15 protein-coding genes are annotated in these 19,508 nt (G+C 68.9%); 13 read left to right on the top strand and 2 right to left on the bottom strand.

Features of this window, described 5'->3' with window-relative positions:
- Positions 1–109: 109 nt before the first annotated feature.
- A complete protein-coding gene (locus CBR61_RS13905; RefSeq protein WP_088914903.1) occupies positions 110–781 on the bottom strand; it encodes a GntR family transcriptional regulator in 672 nt (223 codons plus the stop codon).
- Between the two features lie 407 nt (positions 782–1,188).
- On the opposite strand from CBR61_RS13905, the gene CBR61_RS13900 reads away from it, so the two are divergent.
- The gene (locus tag CBR61_RS13900; protein WP_088914902.1) at positions 1,189–3,720 is read left to right on the top strand and encodes a TonB-dependent receptor; all 2,532 of its coding nucleotides are present in this window, start codon (positions 1,189–1,191) and stop codon (positions 3,718–3,720) included.
- Positions 3,721–3,817: 97 nt separating this feature from the next.
- Here CBR61_RS13900 and CBR61_RS13895 read toward each other — a convergent pair whose 3' ends face one another.
- Positions 3,818–4,789, bottom strand: coding sequence for a DUF6923 family protein (locus tag CBR61_RS13895; protein WP_420705667.1), 972 nt, complete (start codon positions 4,787–4,789; stop codon positions 3,818–3,820).
- A gap of 174 nt (positions 4,790–4,963) precedes the next feature.
- On the opposite strand from CBR61_RS13895, the gene CBR61_RS13890 reads away from it, so the two are divergent.
- The 12 genes from CBR61_RS13890 to CBR61_RS13835 all read left to right on the top strand — a co-directional run bounded on the left by CBR61_RS13890 (position 4,964) and on the right by CBR61_RS13835 (position 19,366).
- Positions 4,964–6,052 carry a putative urea ABC transporter substrate-binding protein gene (locus CBR61_RS13890; RefSeq protein ID WP_088914901.1) on the top strand — a complete coding sequence of 363 codons (1,089 nt, stop codon included), beginning with the start codon at positions 4,964–4,966 and terminating at the stop codon, positions 6,050–6,052.
- Positions 6,053–6,055: 3 nt separating this feature from the next.
- A complete protein-coding gene (locus CBR61_RS13885; RefSeq protein WP_088914900.1) occupies positions 6,056–6,859 on the top strand; it encodes an ABC transporter permease in 804 nt (267 codons plus the stop codon).
- Positions 6,856–7,641 carry an ABC transporter ATP-binding protein gene (locus CBR61_RS13880; RefSeq protein ID WP_088915638.1) on the top strand — a complete coding sequence of 262 codons (786 nt, stop codon included), beginning with the start codon at positions 6,856–6,858 and terminating at the stop codon, positions 7,639–7,641. Before CBR61_RS13885 ends, CBR61_RS13880 begins: the two co-directional genes overlap by 4 nt.
- A 51-nt stretch (positions 7,642–7,692) precedes the next feature.
- Positions 7,693–8,130 (top strand): CopG family ribbon-helix-helix protein, encoded by a 438-nt coding sequence (locus CBR61_RS13875; protein WP_172836019.1) that lies wholly within the window; start codon positions 7,693–7,695, stop codon positions 8,128–8,130.
- Positions 8,127–8,948: an urea amidolyase associated protein UAAP1 gene (locus CBR61_RS13870; protein ID WP_088914898.1), complete on the top strand. Its 822-nt coding sequence runs from the start codon at positions 8,127–8,129 to the stop codon at positions 8,946–8,948. The genes CBR61_RS13875 and CBR61_RS13870 overlap by 4 nt, the downstream gene beginning before the upstream one ends.
- Positions 8,949–8,970: 22 nt before the next feature.
- Complete coding sequence (locus CBR61_RS13865; RefSeq protein WP_088914897.1) at positions 8,971–9,609, top strand: urea amidolyase associated protein UAAP2; 639 nt, start codon at positions 8,971–8,973, stop codon at positions 9,607–9,609.
- Positions 9,606–13,271 carry an urea carboxylase gene (gene uca, locus CBR61_RS13860; RefSeq protein WP_088914896.1) on the top strand — a complete coding sequence of 1,222 codons (3,666 nt, stop codon included), beginning with the start codon at positions 9,606–9,608 and terminating at the stop codon, positions 13,269–13,271. Before CBR61_RS13865 ends, uca begins: the two co-directional genes overlap by 4 nt.
- A gap of 103 nt (positions 13,272–13,374) precedes the next feature.
- A complete protein-coding gene (gene atzF, locus CBR61_RS13855) occupies positions 13,375–15,141 on the top strand; it encodes an allophanate hydrolase (RefSeq protein WP_088914895.1) in 1,767 nt (588 codons plus the stop codon).
- A 4-nt stretch (positions 15,142–15,145) separates the two neighbouring features.
- Positions 15,146–16,633 carry an ATP-binding protein gene (locus CBR61_RS13850; protein WP_088914894.1) on the top strand — a complete coding sequence of 496 codons (1,488 nt, stop codon included), beginning with the start codon at positions 15,146–15,148 and terminating at the stop codon, positions 16,631–16,633.
- Positions 16,623–17,531, top strand: coding sequence for a DNA-binding response regulator (locus tag CBR61_RS13845; protein ID WP_088914893.1), 909 nt, complete (start codon positions 16,623–16,625; stop codon positions 17,529–17,531). Before CBR61_RS13850 ends, CBR61_RS13845 begins: the two co-directional genes overlap by 11 nt.
- 138 nt (positions 17,532–17,669) lie before the next feature.
- Positions 17,670–18,677, top strand: a complete 1,008-nt coding sequence (locus CBR61_RS13840; RefSeq protein WP_088914892.1) for a sterol desaturase family protein — start codon at positions 17,670–17,672, stop codon at positions 18,675–18,677.
- Positions 18,674–19,366 carry a hypothetical protein gene (locus CBR61_RS13835; protein ID WP_199797435.1) on the top strand — a complete coding sequence of 231 codons (693 nt, stop codon included), beginning with the start codon at positions 18,674–18,676 and terminating at the stop codon, positions 19,364–19,366. Before CBR61_RS13840 ends, CBR61_RS13835 begins: the two co-directional genes overlap by 4 nt.
- Positions 19,367–19,508: the final 142 nt, after the last annotated feature.

Here is a 19,508-nt window from a genome sequence, read left to right as displayed (position 1 = left end):
CTGTTGCTGCTGACGGGGCCTGCGAAAGTCAGATAGCCGGTTTGTATACAATTGCAATCATGCTTGGTCCGCCGCGACAGGCTGGAACCGGACGGGATGCAGCGCGTTGTTATGCGTCTTTTGCAAGTCTCTCGCCGGCCGCGGGGCCGACCGCGCGGGCGAAGGTGTGGAAGGCGCGGCGCAGGTGGCTGCCCATGACGGCGCGCGCCCAGTCCGGGTCGCGGGCGGCAAAGGCGGCGATCAGCTCGTCGTGGTCGCGCGCCGATTGCCTGAGGTCGTCCTGGGTGTAGGTGCGCGCGGTGCGCAGCACCACCGGCGCCTCGACCAGCCGCGCCAGCAGCTGCCCGAGGCGCGGCGAATGGGCGGCGTCGATGATCACCTCGTGAAAGGCGCGATTGGCATCGAGGAAGCGCGCGACATCGGGCGCGCTTTGCTCGACCGCGGCCTTCAGTTCCTGGTTGAGGGCCTCCAGATCGGCGATCTGCTCTCGGGAAAGGCGCTGCGCGGCGCGCTCGGCGGCGTGGCATTCGAGCATCTGCCTAAGCGCGAACATTTCCTCGATATCGTCGCGGCTCCAGTCGGCGACGAACAGGCGCTTGGTGTCCGAACGCACCAGCAGCAGCTCGTCCTCGAGCCGCCGCACTGCCTCGCGCACCGGGGTGCGGCTGACCCCGGTGATCTGGGCGAGCTGGTCCTCGGTGAGCTGCTCGCCGGCCTTCACCGCCCCGCTCAGCAGGTGCGCGCGGATCGCCGCATAGGCCCGGTCGGACGCGCGACTCACCGGGGCGCCGCCGGTCGGGATGGGGAGGGGGCAAGCATCTTCATCATCATCCTATCTGCGGCCGGGCGCGTCATCCGGCAAGCCTGTGCGGCGACAAAAACACACCTGTCGGGGTCCTTTCGCCACATTCGTGCAAAAGGCTTGACGGAGAGGATTTGTATACAATACGCACGCCACCCGGGGCAACAGGCCAAGGCAACAGGCCTGAGAAACAGGGGTGTGGCCGTGCAGCGTTCAGGGGTTCATGTGCCGATCGCGGAAGGAGCAGCCGGTTGCGGCAGCGCCCGCTGCGTCCGCACGCCCGCCGCGCATCATCCGCATCCCCGCCCGTCATCCACGCCATCGCGCCGGCGCACCCGCGCCCGGCCGCCCGCAACCTCTCGATCCCACTTCAGGAGAGCCGCCTTATGAATGTCCGTCTGGTCCTAGCCTCTGGCGCGGCTCTCGGCGCCATCGCCTTCGCCGTTCCCGCCGCCGCGCAGCAGGAGGCCCCCGCCGCCGAGACGCAGGAGGAGGGCGGCATCATCGTCACCGCCCGCCGCCAGTCCGAAAGCCTGCAGGACGTGCCCGCCGCGGTCACGGTGTTCGGCGCCGAGACGCTCGCCAAGACCGGCGTCCAGCGCGCCGACGACTTCGTCCAGCTCACCCCCGGCGTGACCATCGTCACCGGCACCGCCGAGGCGGGCGACACCCAGATCAACATCCGCGGCATGAACGGCGCGCGCGACGCCGAAAGCTCGGTCGCGCTGGTGGTCGACGGCATCCTCAAGACCAACACCGCCCAGCTCAACCAGAACCAGGGCACGCTGCGCCAGGTCGAAATCCTGAAAGGCCCGCAGGGCGCGCTCTACGGGCGCAACGCCGCCGCGGGCGCGATCGTGCTCCAGACGCTGAAGCCGGGCGACAGCCTCGAGGGCGGCATGATCGTGCGCGCCGCCGAGGACCAGACCTATCTCGCCAACGGCTTCATCTCGACCCCGATCGGCGACACCGCGGGGCTGGTGGTCTCGGCCAACTACTTCCGCACCGACGGCTTCTTCCGCAACCGCTTCCTCGGCAATTCCAAGACCATCGACGACCAGGAGATCTTCGGCATCGACGCCCGCTTCGTGACCGAGCTGGGGCCGAACACCGAGCTCGACGTGAAGGCGCGCTATGCCGATCTCAAGGGCGCCTCGATCAACTTCAACGCGAGCTTCCACCTGCCCAATTTCGCCGCCGTCGATCCGGCCTTCTTCGAGGACGTCAACGAACACCCCTTCGACTGGTATTCGAACATCCGGCCGACCAACGACCAGACCACCTTCGAGGCCTCGGCCAAGGTCGAGCACGAGTTCGAGGGCGCGACGCTGACGGCTTGGCTGCTCTACAGCGATGTCGACCAGGCGCTGGTTGCCGACGGGACCTCGGCCGATTTCGCGCGCTTCACCTTCCCGGGCGCGACCCCCGCCTCGGTCGCGGCGGCCAATGCCTGCGCTGCGAGCACCGCGGCGCTGACCGGCTATCCGCTCAACGCCCCGACCTTCATCGGCCGCAGCCCGATCCCCTTCATCTTCAACCCCGCCACCGGATCGACCTTCGGCGCCTACAGCCCGACCACCTGCGACGGCACCCAGTTCCAGGTGCGCCAGCAGGAGGACATCTCCGGCGAAATCCGCCTTGCCTCCAATGGTGACGGCCCGATCAACTGGCAGGTCGGTGCCTATTACCTCCACATCGACCGCGAGGTGGGCGTCAGCCTGGGCGCCGATCTCGGGCGCGGGGTGATCCGCCAGCTTTACAATGCGCCGGGCAGCGACAACCCGACCACCCAGCTCTACAACGACGCCTTCACCACCGATGTCTACGCGGTCTTCGCCTCGCTCGATGCCGACGTGACCGACCGCTTCAACGTCAGCCTCGCCGGGCGCTACGACATCGAGGACCGGCAGGTGGCGAGCCTCGTTCCGGCGGTGCGCGATCCGATCACCGGCGGGCCGATCAACCCCGGCCAGCGCGTCGTGAACGGCGCGGTCCAGCCGATCGCCCCCCAATCGGCGACATTCAAGCAGTTCCAGCCCAAGATCTCGCTGCGCTACGAGCTGACCGACGACATCAACCTCTACGGCAACTGGGGCATCGGCTTCAAATCGGGGGGCTTCAACAACCAGGGCTCGGCCGCGATCGTCGATCAGGCCTTCAACCAGTTCATCGGCACCAATGTCGATATCGACGACCAGTACAGGAAGGAAGTCTCGAGCGCCTTCGAAGCCGGCGTCAAGGGCAGCCTGATGGACGGGGCGGTGACCTTCGACCTTGCGGGCTACTACACCAATGTCGAGGACATGCAGTTCTTCGAGTTCTTCGTCGGTGGCTTCGGCCTCTTGCGCGTGGTCTCGAACATCGACGAGGTCGAGCTCTACGGCGCCGAACTGAACGTGACGGTCGAGCCGGTGCGCGGCTGGAAACTGTTCGCATCGGGCAACGTCACCGAAAGCGAGATCCTCGCAAACGCCTCGCGTCCGGTGACGGTCGGCAACAAGTCGCCGCACACCGCCGATTACACCATCAACCTCGGCACGCAGCTCGATCTGCCGGTGTCGGGCAGCATCGATTTCGTCACCCGCGCCGATTACCGCATCACCGGGCCGACGTGGTTCCACACCCTGCAGGACGATCCCAACCCGACCCTGTTCAGCGGGCTGCTGCCGATCTCGGCGCTCCAGCTGCCGGGCTTCGTGGGCAATGCGGACTATTCGGTGACCCGCCGCGACGCCTTCGGGGTGATGGACCTGCGCGTCGGGTTCGAGAGCGAGACCTGGTCGATCACCGCCTATGCCGAGAACCTGTTCAACGAGAAGTATCTCAACGAGGTGATCACCGCGGTCGAGTTCGGCGGATCGTTCATCTCGCCCGGCGGCCTCCAGCGGTTCGGGGTGGAGCTGGGCTACAAGTTCTGATTCCCGAGCCCTTCGGGTCCCGTGTCCAGCGGGAGCGTATGATAACGGGAACAGAAGGAAGCGCGCGAAAGGTCGACCCGCCTTTCGCGCGCTTTTCCTATTTCGCGGCAGGCGCGCTCCACCACGACAGGGTCTGGTTGTCGTGGGCCGAGGTCCACACCCCCTTGGGCGTCCAGCGCAGCGCGCCGCTGCCCACCGCCGCCCCCATCCGGGCGCGGATCTTGAGGCTGGCGGGGTCGATCACCACCATCGTCTGGTCGTCGGTGGTGCGTAGCCACACCGCGCCCCCCGCCGCGTCGATGTCGCCCCACTTGAGATTGTCGCCGACCTTGGTGCGCCCCGCCACGGCAAGGCTTGCCGGATCGACCTTGGCCACGGTGCCGTCGCCCTGTTCCTGCACCCACACCGCGCCTTCGCCGGCGGCAAGGAAGCCGGGCGTGTCGCCGAGCGCCGCCGTGCCGGTCACGGCATTGGTGGCGGTGTCGATCTTCTGGAGCAGCTTGCCCTCGCTCGACACCGCCCAGAGCGCGTCGAAGCCATAGGCGAGATACCAGGTCTCGGGCACGACGGTGACGGTGGCGGCGACGGCGTTGGTGGCGGGGTCGATCCGCGCGAGTTTGCCCGCCGGATCGCTCGGCACCCAGACCGCGCCCGCGCCGGCGACCACGTTCGTCTCGCCCTTGGGATTGGCGAGGCCGGTGGCGATCTTCGCCTGCACGGCGGCGGTGGCAAGGTCGATGCGCCACACCTCGCCGCCCTTGCAATTGGCGACCCACAGCGAGCCTGCGGCGATCGCCATCGTCCCGCAGGGGCGGGGCACCTCGACCGCGGCGAGCTTTCCGGCCGGGGACCATTTCTCCACCCGGCCATCATTCGTCACCCACACCGCATCGCCATCGACCGCTAGGAAATCGGCAAAGCCGGGCACCTTGAGCGCGGTCTCGACCAGATCGGGCGCGGGGCCGACCGCGTCGTCGGGCGGGGGCGTGTCGTCGGCACAGGCGGTGGTGGCGAGCGCGGCGGCGGCGGCGAGAACGGCGAGCGGGCGGGCAGCAGGTTTGCGGATCATGGCTGTGCGTCTCCATGCCTGGGCAGGGGGAGAGGAGGCCCTCGTCAGGGCGCAGTTCCTGCCACGGTGGAGCCAATCTCGCCCATATTACGTTTCCAATCAATCGTAATAATTCATGGTGGACAAACGCCCCGAAGCGGCGGATGTTCGCAGGCGCAACATAGGGGACGAATCATGCTCCAGCTGGCCCGCCGTGCCGCCCGCTACCTCGCAATGGCCTTCGCCGCGCTGGCGCTGGCGGCCTGTTCGGGCGGGGAGGAGGACACCGCCGCCCCGCGCACCGAATTCGCCATCGGCTGGTCGATCTATGCCGGGTGGATGCCCTGGCCCTATGCCGAGCAGGCGGGCATCGTGAAGAAGTGGGGCGACAAGTACGGCATCACGATCAGGTTCGTGCAGGTCAACGACTATATCGAGAGCGTGAACCAGTACACCGCGGGCAAGCTCGACGGGGTGACGGTCGCCAACATGGATGCCCTCACGATCCCCGCGGCGGGCGGCAAGGATACCAGCGCGATCATCCTCGGCGACTATTCCAACGGCAATGATGCCGTGCTGCTGAAGGGCGCCGACAGCGTGGCGGGGATCAAGGGGCGGCAGGTCTATCTCGCCGAGCTTTCGGTCTCGCACTACCTGCTCGCCCGCGCGCTGGAGACCAGCGGAATGAAGCTGACCGACGTGAAGACGGTCAACACCTCCGATGCCGACATCGCCGCCGCCTTCGCCTCTCCCGAGGTCACCGCGGCGGTGGCGTGGAACCCGCAGGTCACCACCATGAAGGGCGTTGCGGGGACCAAGGCGGTGTTCACCTCGGCCGATATCCCGGGCGAGATCCTCGACCTGATGGTGGTCGACACCAAGGTGCTCGCCGCCAACCCGAACCTCGGCAAGGCGCTTGCCGGCATCTGGTACGAGACCATGGCGCTGATGGCGAAGCAGGATGCCGAAGGCGCGGCGGCGCGCGCGGCGATGGCGAAGCTCGCGGGCGCCACGCCGGAGGCCTTCGAGGGGCAGCTGTCGACCACCTTCCTCTACACCGATCCCAAGGCGGCGGTGGCGGCGATGGCCTCGCCCGATCTCGTCACCACCATGACCCGGGTGCGCGATTTCTCCTTCGCGCAAGGCCTGTTCGGGCAGGGCGCGCGCTCGGCCGACGCGGTGGGGATGAGCTTCCCCGGCGGCAAGACGCTGGGTGATGCGGGCGCGATCACGCTGCGCTTCGATCCGACCTACATGCAGCTCGCCGCCGACGGGAAGCTCTGACCGGTGCGGTGGGTCACCGCCAATCCGGGGCGGCGCGGCAACCTGCTGCTCGGCGCGGTGCCGCTGCTGGTTCTGGCGCTGGCCTATGTCATCGCCACCGCCGCGCGCCATGCGGACAACCCGGCCGACAAGATCCTGCCGCTCCCCGGCGCGATGGCGGCGGCGATGGCGGGGCTGCTGTTCGAACCCGATCCGCTCTCCGGCCAGTACCTGTTCTGGGCCGACACCATCGCGAGCCTGTGGCGGCTGGGGCTGGGGCTGGGGATCGCCACGACCGCCGCGTTGCTGGTCGGCCTTGCTCTGGGGGCCTTGCCCCCGGTCAGGGCCGGGTTCGGCCCCCTCGTGACCGCCATCGCCGTGATCCCGCCGATCGCACTCCTGCCGATCCTGTTCATCGTCTTCGGTCTCGGCGAGACCGCCAAGGTGGCGCTGATCGTGGTCGGGGTGGCGCCTTTCATGATCCGCGACGTCGCCGGGCATATCGGCGCCCTGCCGCGCGAGCAGGTGATCAAGGCGCTGACCCTGGGCGCAAATTCCTGGGGCGTGGTGCTTCGGGTGGCGCTGCCGCAGGCGTTGCCGCGGCTGTTCGAGGCCCTGCGCCTCTCGCTCGGCCCGGCCTGGGTGTTCCTGATCTCGGCCGAGGCGATCGCGGCCGACGTCGGCCTCGGCTACCGCATCTTCCTTGTCCGCCGCTACCTCGCGATGGACGTGATCCTGCCCTACGTGGCGTGGATCGCGCTGCTGGCGGTGGTGATGGACCTCGTCCTCTCGCGGGCGAGCCGCCGCCTGTTCGGCTGGGCGCACTGAGCGCGATGCTGAGCCTGCGCAACCTTTGGGTGGAGTATGGCGAGAAGGTCGTTCTCGAGCGCATTTCGCTCGATATAGCCGAGGGGAGCTTCGTCTCGATCATCGGCCCCTCGGGGGCGGGCAAGAGCAGTCTGCTGCGCGTGATCCTCGGCCAGGAGAAGCCGACGCGCGGGACGATCACCCTCGACGGCGCCCCGCTTCCGGCGGAGTGCGGGCCGGACCGGGGGGTGGTGTTCCAGCGTTATTCGGTTTTCCCGCATCTGACGGTGCTCAGCAACGTGCTGATCGGTGTCGAGTTTTCCGCCGCGCCCCTCACCGCCCGCCTGTTCGGCGGCGCGCGGCGCGCCGCGATCGCCGAGGCGGAGGCGATGCTGGAGCAGGTCGGTCTCGCCGATGCGCGCAGCCTCTACCCCGCGCAGATGTCGGGCGGGATGCAGCAGCGCCTCGCCATCGCCCAGGCCCTGATCAAGCGGCCGCGCATCCTGCTGCTCGACGAGCCCTTCGGCGCGCTCGACCCTGGCATCCGGAGCGACATGCACGCGCTCATCACGCGGCTGTGGCGCGAGCACGGGCTGACCGTGATCATGGTCACCCACGACATCAAGGAGGCCTTCACCCTCGGCACGCGGGTGCTCACGCTCGACAAGCGCCGGCACGATCCGCACGCCCCGCACCGCTACGGCGCAGGCGTGGTCTATGACCTTGCGCTGACCCGCAAGCAGGCCGGGGAGGCGCCCGCCGACCTGTCCGATATTACGATTGACGCGAAAGTTAATACCTGAAATGGTCGCCCCATGAGCCCCCCCGAACCCTCCCGTCTCGCGCGCCTTTCCATGAGCCTTCCGGCCGAGCTGTTCCGCCAGCTCGACATGATGGTGGAGGAGCGCGGCCTGCCTTCGCGCTCGCAGCTGATCGCCGAACTGATCCGCCATGCGCTGGCCGAGCACGAGGCGCTGACCCGCCCGGACGAGATGCTCGCGGGCACGGTCACCATCGTTTACGCGGGCGGGGCGGGGCGGGTGCGCCAGCAGCTGGCCGAAACGCAGCTCGAATATCTCAAGGAGGTGATCTCCTCGCAGCACGTCTTCCTCGAGGAGGACCAGTCGCTCGAGGTGCTGCTGGTGCAGGGCCCGGCGGTGCGGCTGAAGCAGCTGTGCGATGCCCTGCGGGCGATCCGCGGTGTGCAGCAATTGCAGCTCGTCACCACCACCGCGCTGCTCCCGCCGCTCCACGAGCAGGATGTTCCGCCTGCCAAAGAGGCCGCCGAATGAGCGCGACCGCCGATCCGAAATCCGCCCGCGAACATGCGCGCGCGCAGGGCGGCACGCGGGTCGAGATCATGCCCATCCTCCCGCCCGTGGCGGATGACCTGCCCGAGTGCGTGGATCCCGGCGACCTTGTGTGGGAAGAGACGGTAGCCCCCGGCGGATACACCTCGCGGCGGCTCGCACGCGGCACGCGGCTGCGGCTGATCGACAAGGCGGGCGATGCCTGCGCTTCGCTCAACATCTTCAACGCCGAGATGCCGACCGAGCGCCTCAACGTCGCGGACACGGTCAAGGTCCAGTGGAACGCCTATCTGGGCACGGGCAAGCTGCTGCTCAGCGACATGGGCCGGGTGCTGATGAGCATCCTCGCGGACGGAGCGGGAACGCATGACACCTTCTGTGGTGTCTCAAATGCGGCCGGTAACGCACGGAAATACGGGGAGGGCCGCAATTCGGGCGCCTTTCCCAACGGGCGTGACCGGCTCATCCTCGGCGCTGCCAAGCACGGGCTCACCCGGCGCGATGTCCACCCCTGCGTGACCTTGTTCAAGGGCACCCGGATCGAGGCGGATGGCAGTATCACCCCGATCGTCGGCCCCTTCGCGCCCGGGCGCGAGGTGCTGCTGCGGGCCGAGATGGAGGTGGTGGTGGTGATCGCCAACTGCCCCCACGTGCTCGACCCGCGCCCCGCATACCATTCGGGCCCGCTGCGCCTCACCGCATGGCGCGGGCCGGTGACCTCCGAAGACGATCCCGTGCGCAACGCCACGCCCGAGGGGCTGCGCGCCTACCTCAATACCGAGGACAACTATCGCCGCTAACCCTCTCCACCGGAACCAGAACATGAACAGCGATCCGGCCCTCTCCGGCCTCACCGGCAGCATCATCCACGACGAGATCGTGCCCGCGCGCGCGCCGTGGCTGCACCATGTCCGGGCCGGCGAGGTGCTGCGCATCGTCGATGTCGAGGGCAACCAGGCGGTCGACTTCCTGATCTATTCCGCCGCCGACGATGCCGAGCGTTATTCGGCGCAGGACACGGTGGCGGCGCAGGGCAACCTGTTCCTGCGGACCGGCACGGTGCTGCTCTCGAACGAGGGCAATCCGCTGATGACCATCGTCGCCAGCGCGGTCGACTACCACGACACCATCGGCGGCGCCTGTTCGTGCGAAAGCAATACCTTGCGCTACGGACATCACACGAAGCATCAACACGCCTGCGTCGACAATTTCCTCGAGGCGAACCTCACCGAGGGGCGCGGCAAGCGCGATATCGTGTCGAACATCAACTTCTTCATGAACGTGCCGGTCGAGGAGGACGGCACGCTCGGCATCGTCGACGGCATCTCGGCGCCCGGCCTGACGGTGGACCTGCGCGCGGAGATGGACGTGATCGTGGTCGTCTCAAACTGCCCGCAGATCAACAACCCCTGCAACGGCTTCAACCCCACCCCGGTGCGGATGATCGTGGCGCGGCCGTGAGCTTCGACACCGTCCTCATCGCCAACCGGGGCGCGATCGCGACGCGGATCATCCGCACCGCGAAGGCGATGGGGCTGAGGACGGTGGCGGTCTATTCCGAGGCCGATGCGGGATCGCTCCACGTCGGCGCGGCCGATGTGGCGGTGTGCATCGGGCCGGGCCCTGCGGCGCAGTCCTATCTCGATGTCGCGGCCATTCTGGCGGCGGCGAAGACGACCGGAGCAGGGGCGATCCACCCCGGCTACGGCTTCCTTGCCGAGAATGCCGACTTCGCGGAAGCCTGCGCGGCGGCGGGCGTTGTCTTCATCGGGCCGACCCCCGAGAACATCCGCACCTTCGGCCTCAAGCACTCCGCCCGGGCGCTGGCCGAGGCCAACGGCCTGCCGCTCGCCCCCGGCACCGGGCTGCTGACCGGCGCGGACGAGGCGGCCGAGGCCGCCGCTCGGATCGGCTATCCGGTCATGCTCAAGGCCACGGCCGGCGGCGGCGGCATCGGGATGCGCGTCTGCGAGAGCGAAGCCGCCGTGCGCGAGGGCTTCGCCACCGTGGTCCGCCAGGGCGAGGCGAGCTTCGGCGATGCGGGCGTCTTCCTCGAACGCTACATCCCCCGCGCGCGGCACATCGAGGTGCAGATCTTCGGCGACGGCAGGGGCCGGGTCATGGCGCTGGGCGAGCGCGACTGCTCGCTCCAGCGCCGCAACCAGAAGGTCGTCGAGGAGGCGCCCGCGCCCAATCTCCCCGAGGCCAAGCGCGCCGCGCTGATCGCCGCCGCCGTCAGGCTTGGCGAGGCGGCGCGCTATCTCTCGGCGGGCACGGTCGAGTTCCTCTACGATGCCGAGCGCGAGGATTTCTTCTTCCTCGAGATGAACACCAGGCTCCAGGTCGAGCATGGCGTCACCGAGGAGGTGATGGGCATCGACCTCGTCCAGTGGATGATCCGGGGCGCGGCGGGCGATTTCGCGATGCTCGATGCCCCCGCGCCCGTGCCGCACGGCCATTCGGTGCAGGTTCGGCTCTATGCCGAGGACCCGGGGCAGGACTATCGCCCCACCACCGGCACGCTCACCAACGTCGCCTTCCCCGAAGGCATCCGCGCCGAGACGTGGGTGATGGCGGGCACCGAGGTCAGCGCCTTCTACGATCCGATGCTGGCGAAGCTCATCACCAGGGGAGCGACCCGCGCCGGGGCGATCGCCGCGATGCAGGCGGCGCTGGACGCCAGCCGCATCGACGGGATCGAGACCAACCTCAGGTGGCTGCGCGAGGTCGTGCGTGCGCCGGGCTTCACCAGCGGCGCGGTCTCCACCCGGATGCTCGACAACGTCGCCTATCACCCGCGCGCGGTGCGGGTGATCGCGGGCGGCACGGCGACCTCGGTGCAGGACTGGCCCGGGCGCCTCGGGCTCTGGAACGTCGGCGTCCCGCCGAGCGGCCCGATGGACGATCTCTCCTTCCGCCTCGGCAACCGCATCCTCGGCAACCCCGAGGGCACGGCGGGGCTGGAGGTCACCGCCAGCGGCCCGACGCTGCTGTTCGAGGCCCCTGCCACCATCTGCCTCACCGGCGCGGATTTCGGCGCGACGGTGGACGGCGCTCCCGTCCCGCGCGGGGAAGCCCTGCGCATCGCCGCCGGCCAGACCCTCGCGATGGGCCGCGCCTCCGGCGGGGGGATGCGCGGCTATGTGCTGTTCGCCGGCGGGCTCGATGTTGTCCCCTATCTCGGCTCGGCTGCCACCTTCACCCTCGGCCGGTTCGGCGGCCACGCCGCGCGCGCGCTGGTGGCGGGGGATGTGCTGCACTTCGATCCTCCCCGGCACGGGGAGGGGGACCATGCGAAGCATGGTGGAGGGGCGGGCGCGACAGCTCGAGACGGCGAGAAGTTCGGAGCAACGGCACCTGCCCCTCCACCACCTGCGGTGGTCCCCCTCCCCCAAGGGGGAGGATTGCTCCCCGAACTCGGGCGCGAATGGCAATTGCGCGTGCTCTACGGCCCGCACGGCGCGCCCGATTTCTTCACCGAGGGGGACATTGCCCGCTTCCTCGAAGCCGAATGGCAGGTCCACTACAACTCGAACCGCACCGGGGTGCGGCTGGTCGGCCCGAAGCCCGAATGGGCGCGGCGCGACGGCGGGGAGGCGGGGCTTCACCCGTCGAACATCCACGACAATCCCTATGCCATCGGCGCGGTCGACTTCACCGGCGACATGCCGATCATCCTCGGCCCCGACGGGCCTTCGCTGGGCGGCTTCGTGTGCCCCTTCACGGTGATCGCCGCCGACCGCTGGAAGATCGGCCAACTCGCCCCGGACGACCGGGTGCGCTTCGTGCCGGTGAGCATCGACGACATCACGGCGCCCCGGCCCATCGCCGACCTCTCCCCGATCCTCGCCGAGACCCCGGCCGACGGCGCGCGCCCGCGCACCACCTACCGCCAGCAGGGCGACCGCAACATCCTCGTCGAGTATGGCGACATCGTGCTCGACATCGAGCTGCGCATCCGCATCCACGCGCTGATGCAGGCCCTTGAGACGATGGACCTGCCCGGGGTCATCGACATCACCCCCGGCATCCGCTCGCTGCAACTGCATTTCGACGGCACCACGCTGGGTCAGGCGGGGGCGCTTGCCGCCCTGCAGCGCGCCGAGGCGGCGATGGGCGATCTCGCCGGTTTCAAGGCCCCCTCGCGCATCGTCCACCTGCCGCTCAGCTGGCGCGACCCTGCGATCACCGAGACCATCGCCAAATATGTCGGCACGGTGCGCGACGATGCGCCGTGGTGCCCCGACAACATCGAGTTCATCCGCCGCATCAACGGACTGCCCGACGCCGCGGCGGTCGAGGCGCTGATCTTCGATGCCAGCTACCTCGTGCTCGGCCTCGGCGATGTCTACCTCGGCGCGCCGGTCGCCACGCCGGTCGATCCGCGCCACCGGCTCGTGACCACCAAATACAACCCCGCGCGCACCTGGACCCCGCCCAACGTGGTCGGGATCGGCGGGGCCTACATGTGCATCTACGGGATGGAGGGGCCGGGCGGCTACCAGCTGTTCGGGCGCACCGTGCAGGTGTGGAACACATATCGCCATTCGGGGGAGGGGCAAACGCAGGACTTCACCGGCGGCAAGCCGTGGCTGCTCCGCTTCTTCGACCAGATCCGCTTCTTCCCCGTGAGCGCGGAGGAGCTTGCCGAGTGGCGGCGCGATTTCCCGCAAGGGCGGCGTGCGCTGCGGATCGAGGAGACGACCTTCCGCCTCGCCGATTACCGCAAATTCCTTGCCGACAACGCCGCCGGCATCGCCGCCTTCGAGGCGACCCGTCAGGCCGCCTTCGATGCCGAGCGCGCCGCGTGGGAGGCTTCGGGCGAGTTCGACCGGGTGAGCGCGCTGCTCGGGGCGGAGAGCGATGCGGGCGAGGCGGCGGCGATCGCCGTGCCCGAGGGCGCCGACCTGATCGAGGCGCCTTTCGGCGGAAGCGTCTGGAAGCTGCTCGTCCGTCCCGGCGACACCGTGGCCGAGGGCGAGGTGATCGCGGTGATCGAGGCGATGAAGATGGAGTGCCCCTTCGAGGCTCCGGCGAGCGGCACGGTGGCCGCGGTCTATATCACCGAAAGCCAGTCGCTCGCCCCCGGCGCGCCGATGCTGGCGCTGCGGAGGGGAGCGTGATGGGCCGGCGCGACAACCTCCGTTCGTGTCGAGCGCGTCCGAGACACTTTTGCGAGGCCTCTCGACTTCGCTCGAGGCGAACGGGACTGAGGGGTAGGCTGGCATGACCGACTTCACCCGCCTCTCCGCCGCTGCCATCGCCGCCGCGGTGAACGCCGGAACCACCACCGCGCTCGCGGTGCTGGAGGAATCGCTCGCGCGCCTTGCCGCCTATGATGCGCATCAGCCGCAGGTCTGGATCAGCCGCGCCGCGCCCGAGGCCCTGCGCGCCGCCGCCGCCGCCGTCGATGCGCGCGTGGCCGCCGGCGAGCGCCTGCCGCTCGCGGGCGTGCCCTTCGCCGCGAAGGACAATATCGACGTCGCCGGGCTGGAGACCACCGCTGCCTGCCCGGCCTTCGCCTATGCCCCGCAGCAGTCCGCGACGGTGATCGGGAAGCTGAAGGTGGCGGGCGCGATCTGCGTGGGCAAGACCAATCTCGACCAGTTCGCCACCGGCCTCGTCGGCACGCGCACGCCCTACGGCATTCCGCGCAATGCCTATAACCGCGACTATGTGAGCGGGGGGTCGTCCTCGGGCAGCGCGGTGGCGGTTGCTGCCGGGCTGGTCGCCTTCGCGCTCGGCACCGACACGGCGGGGTCGGGCCGCGTGCCGGCGGCGTTCAACCATCTCGTCGGGTTCAAGCCCAGCAAGGGGCGGTGGAGCACGTGCGGGCTGGTGCCGGCCTGCCGGACGCTCGATTGCATCACCGTGTTCACCGACGCGCTGGCCGATGCGGCGCTGGTGGACAGCGTGATCGCCGGGTTCGATGACGGGGATGCGTGGTCGCGGCCCCTTCGGGACGTGCCGCTCGCGGGGCGGCGCATCGGGGTGCCGCGCAAGGCGCAGCGCCAGTTCTTCGGCGACGTGGAGGCGGAGCATCTCTACGGGCGCGCGCTCGCGGCGCTGGCGCGGGAATGTGCCATCGTCGAGATCGACATCGACCCGCTGCTCGAGGCCGCCCGGCTGCTCTACGGCGGCCCCTGGGTGGCCGAGCGCACTGCCGCCATCGCGCCGTTGCTGGAGAGCGATCCGCTCGCGATCGACCCGGTGGTGCGCGAGGTGGTGGCCCCCGGCGCGGCGATGTCGGCGACGGAGCTGTGGAACGGCATCTACCGCCTCGCCGAATTGCAGCGCCAGGCCGAGGCGATGTGGGGCGAGGTCGATGCGCTCGCCTTCCCGACGACCGGCACGACCTACCGCGTGGCCGAACTGCTGGAGGCGCCGGTGGCGCTCAACAGCAACCTCGGGTTCTACACCAATTTCGTGAACCTGTTGGACATGGCCGCCATCGCCGTCCCGGCGGGGGCGAAGTCCAACAGCACCGGCTTCGGCATCACCCTCATCGGCCCGGCCCATACGGACAAAGCCCTGATCGCGCTCGCGGGTGCCTATCTGACCTTAGCCGCCTTGCCGCCCCTTCCTCCTCTCGACCTCGGAGACCGCATGGACACCGTCAAACTCGCCGTCGTCGGCGCCCATCTCGAAGGCATGCCGCTGCACTGGCAGCTCACTAGCCGCGCGGCGAAGTTCGTCGGGGCCTTCACCACCGCGCCCACCTACCGGCTCTACGCGATGGCGGATACGGTGCCGCCCAAGCCCGCGCTGGTCCACAGCGCGGAGGGCGCGGCGATCGCGGTCGAGGTCTACGAGCTGGGCCTCGCCGAGTTCGGCAGCTTCGTCGCCGAGGTGCCCCCGCCGCTCGCCATCGGCACGGTGGAGCTTGCCGACGGGTCGAGCGTCAAGGGCTTCGTCGCCGAACCGCGCGCCCTGACGGGGGCCGAGGACATCACGCATCTGGGCGGCTGGCGCGCCTATATCGCCTCGCGGTGAGCCGATGGCGGGGCGGCTGACGACATGGCTGCGGCGCGAGGGCGGGGAGAGCGCCGCGTCTGACGGCGACGAGATCGCCCGGCTGCGCGCGGCGAGGGATGCCGCCGAGGCCGCCAACGAGGCCAAGACCCGCTTCCTCGCCAGTGTCGCTCACGAGATCCGCTCGCCGCTCAACGCGATCTACGGCTATGCCCAGCTGCTCGAGCGCGGGGATGCGAAGGACACGCTCGCCGCCGCCCGCGTGATCCGGCGCAGCGCCGAGCATCTCGCCCACCTTGTCGAGGGGCTGCTCGACATATCGCAGGTCGAGGGCGGGGCGATGAAGCTCTCGCGCGAGGCGATCCGTTTCCCCGAGTTCCTCGACCAGCTGATCGCCATGCTCGACCTCCAGGCGCAGGCCAAGGGGCTGGCGCTGGTGCTGGAGCGGCCCGAACGCCTGCCCGAGTTCGTCCACGCCGATCCCAAGCGGCTGCGGCAGGTGCTGATCAACCTCGCGACCAACGCCATCAAGTTCACCGATCACGGCACGGTGACGCTCAAGGTCGAATACCGCAACGAGCTGGCGACCTTCACCGTCATCGACACCGGCATCGGCATCGCGCCCGAGGATGCGCAGCGCATCTTCGCGCCGTTCGAGCGGGTCGGCGGTCCGGCGGCGGAGCGGCCCGGCGTGGGGCTCGGCCTCGCGATCACGCAGGCGCTGGTGCACATCATGGGCGGCGACATCCGTGTCGAAAGCAGGCCGGGGGAGGGCTCGCGCTTCACCGTCCGGCTGATGCTCTCCCAGCCGCTCAGCCCCCCGAGCGAGCCGGCGCCCGAGGCGGGAGCGGTGACGGGCTACCTCGGGCGCGAGCGCTGGGTGCTGCTCATCGACGACGATCCGGCACATCTGGCCATGGTGCGCTCGCTGCTCGAGCCGCTGGGCTTCCAGGTCCGCACCGCGAGCGACGGGGACAGCGCGCTAGCCCTCGCGGCGCAGGTTCAGCCCGATCTGGTGCTGTGCGACGTGATGCTGGCAGGCGAGAACGGGTGGGACATCGCCCGCCAGCTGCGCCGCCGTCACGGGGCGTCGCTGCGGATCGTGATGCTGTCGGGCGAGGCGCCGGACTCGGGCAATCCGCCTGCCGACGGGCCCGCCAACGACACCTTCGTGATGAAGCCCTTCGACTTCACCGTGCTGCTCGATGTGATCGCGGGCCAGCTCGGGGTCGAATGGGTGCGCGCCGCCGGCTTGCCGCGCGGCACCGCTCCGGCCGAGGCGGCCATGCGCCTACCGGTGACCGTCGCGCCCCAGGCGGCGGCGCACTGCGCCGAGATCGAGCGGCTGGTCCGCATCGGCCATGTCCGGGCGATCGAGAGCGAGATCGACGCGCTCGCCGCGCTCGCGCCCGAGGCCGGACCGCTGGCCGAGCGGATGCGCGCCGCACTCGACAGATTCGACCTCAAGGAGCTGGCGCGCCTCGCGCAGGCGGGAGTGTCCGATGCAGCGTAGGGACACGATCCTCGTCGTCGACGACAATCCGGAATCGCTCCGCTTCCTCGTCGACACCCTCGGCGCCGAGGAGATGACCGTGCTGATCGCGCGCAGCGGCGAGGCGACGCTGGACCTGCTCGCCGAGGTGCAGCCCGATCTCATCCTGATGGATGCGATCATGCCCGGCATCAGCGGGATCGAGACCACGCGGGCGATCAAGCGCGACCCGGCGACCGCGCATATTCCGGTGATCTTCATGACCGGGCTGAACGATCCCGAACACGTCGTCGCCGCGCTCGGCACGGGCGGGGTCGATTACGTGCGCAAGCCCGTCGTCATCGAGGAGCTGCTGGCGCGCATCCGGGTGCACCTCGCCAATGCCCGGGGCGCCTATCGCTCGCGGCTCGCGCTGGGCCTTGCGGGGCGGAGCCTCGTGGCGCTGGACGATGAGGGCGCGGTGATCTGGTGCACGCCGCAGGTCGAGACGCTGTTCAATCGGCTCGATCCCGATTGGACAGCCGACCGGGGCACGCCCCCCGGCCCGCTGGCCGCCCCGCTGCGCCAGCTGCTCGCCGATCAGTCCCATCCCCATGCCGGCGGCAGGATCGAGGTGGGCGGCTTCAAGATCGAACTCGCCGCGCTCGAATCCGACCGTCCCGGCGAAACCCTCGTGCGCGTGAGCGAGGAGCGCGAGGACGGCAAGATCGCCGTGCTCCAGAAGCAGGGCGGGCTGACCCGGCGCGAGGCCGAGGTGCTACTCTGGGTGAGCTATGGCAAAACCAACAAGACGATCTCCGAAATATTGGGTATAAGCCCGCGCACGGTGAACAAGCACCTCGAACAGGTGTTTCGCAAACTCGGGGTGGAAACCCGTGCTGCGGCGACGGCGATCGCTGTCAGACTCATGACCGATTGATTTGTTCAGTACGCTATAAATTCAGGCACTTGCTACCAGGTCGCGCAGTACTACGTCATTTGGCCACTTCCTCGCTCGGGTGAGGGCGTCATGGCTGATCGGCGCGGAATTCCGACAATCTCTCGACTGGAGTGGGCCATGGCCGGAGTACAGGTGGGCAAGCGTATCATCGGGGCGGATGCGCCCGTGATCGTCGGCTGGGAGAATATCGGCAAGGTCGAGGGCGGGCCGATCAAGCAGTTCGTCTTCACCTATTTCCAGCCTGCGATGCTGCTGCTGGCGATCCTGTTCTGGTACTACGCCCCCAACTGGCTCGCCGTCGCCTCGACCGCGATCGCGATCCGCCTCGGCTGGACGATCCTGCTGCTGGTACTCGAATGGGTCAACCCGCGCTACGAGAGCTGGCAGCTGACGTGGAAGGAATTCGCCACCGACGCCTTCTACGTCGCGCTCGGCATGACCTTCCTGCGCATGGTCGACAGCTACATCGGCGACGGCGTGATCATCGAGGCGGTGCAGGGCGCTTTCGATTGGGACAAGTTCGCCTGGTTCACCGGCCTGCCGCTGCTGGTGCAGGCGGTGATCATCTCGATGATCTTCGATTTCGGCCAGTACTGGATGCATCGCGGGATGCACAACTGGTACCCGCTGTGGCTGACCCACGCGCCGCACCACTACATCACCCAGCTCAACATCAACAAGGGCGCGGTCGGCAATCCGGTCGAGCTGTTCCTGATCGGGCTGGGGATCGGCGGGCTGTTCGACTTCCTGCCGCGCGCCTTCTTGCTGGCGGGCGCGATCGGGATGACGGTATCAGTCTACCAGCACATCAACGTGCGCTTCAACACGCCGCGCTGGTGGCGCTTCATCTTCAACACGGTCGAGCACCACAGCGTCCATCACTCGCAGGACTACGAGGCGACCCGCAGCAACTACTCCGGCACCTGGATCATCTGGGACCGCATCTTCGGGACCTGCGTCGATGGCGAGGCCGAGGTGCTGGGCATGGAGGGAGGGCGCCGCATGGATATTGCCGAGACGATGATCTTCCCCTTCCGTGAGGGCTGGCGCTCGACGAAGGCCGCTCTGGCCCGACGCTTCGTCAGCAGGACTGCAGTTTCGGCCCAGCTGGAACCGGCGGAGTGAGCGGGGCGGCGGAAAGCCTGTCTGCCGGACGCATCGCCATGCCGGGACTCAGCCTGCCGCTGATCGACCACATCTGGCGCGTGCGCGGCGCGGTGCCGATCGACCCTGCGCTGTCCGCCGCGGACGCCTTCGACCGGCTCGGGCCGCTGCTGCAAACTCCGGGCACGACCATGTCGACCGAGGGCGATGCGCTGGTCTACCGCAAGCACAACCCCGCCGCGCAGGACAAGCTCGCCACCTTCACCCGCGGGCGGCTGTGGATCGAGCGGGCAGGCGCGGGCGCGGTGCTGCGCTTCGACCTGTTCAGCCACGCGCTGCTGTTCGCCTTCCTCGCGCCCCTGCTGTTCCTCGGCTTCGCGCAGCTCGCCGTGACGATCAACGCATGGGAGGCGGCTTCACCCGAAGCTGCCGAAAAGGCCGAGAAGAAGGACGAGAAGCCCAAGCCCGTGAAGAAGCTCAATCCCGTCGATGAGTTCCTCGGCGCCCCCGCGCCCGAGGATCCGAACAAGAAGAAGGACGAGAAGAAGGACGAAGGCCGCCATTCGCCCGACGAGGGCTATTTCATGGCGGGGCTTTTCGCGCTGATCTATCTGGTCGGGCGCTGGCTCGAGCCGTGGCTGGTTCGCCGCCGCTTCCGCCGCGCGCTTGCGCAGCCGCCAGCGGCCGAAGCCACGGCTGGGGCGGGCTGAGACGCGCAGGCCGGCGGCAGGCCTATGCGTCTGCGAAGAAGCGGCGATTGGGCGGGGGCCATTTGAATACTGTAACATAGAAACGTGAATAGCGTTCTCTAACAGTCGTTTGCTGCCAGAATAACGTCACTTCATCACATAA

Source organism: Porphyrobacter sp. CACIAM 03H1, assembly GCF_002215495.1.
In the GTDB taxonomy this organism is placed as follows: domain Bacteria; phylum Pseudomonadota; class Alphaproteobacteria; order Sphingomonadales; family Sphingomonadaceae; genus Erythrobacter.
This window is presented reverse-complemented; position numbering and strand designations above follow the sequence as displayed.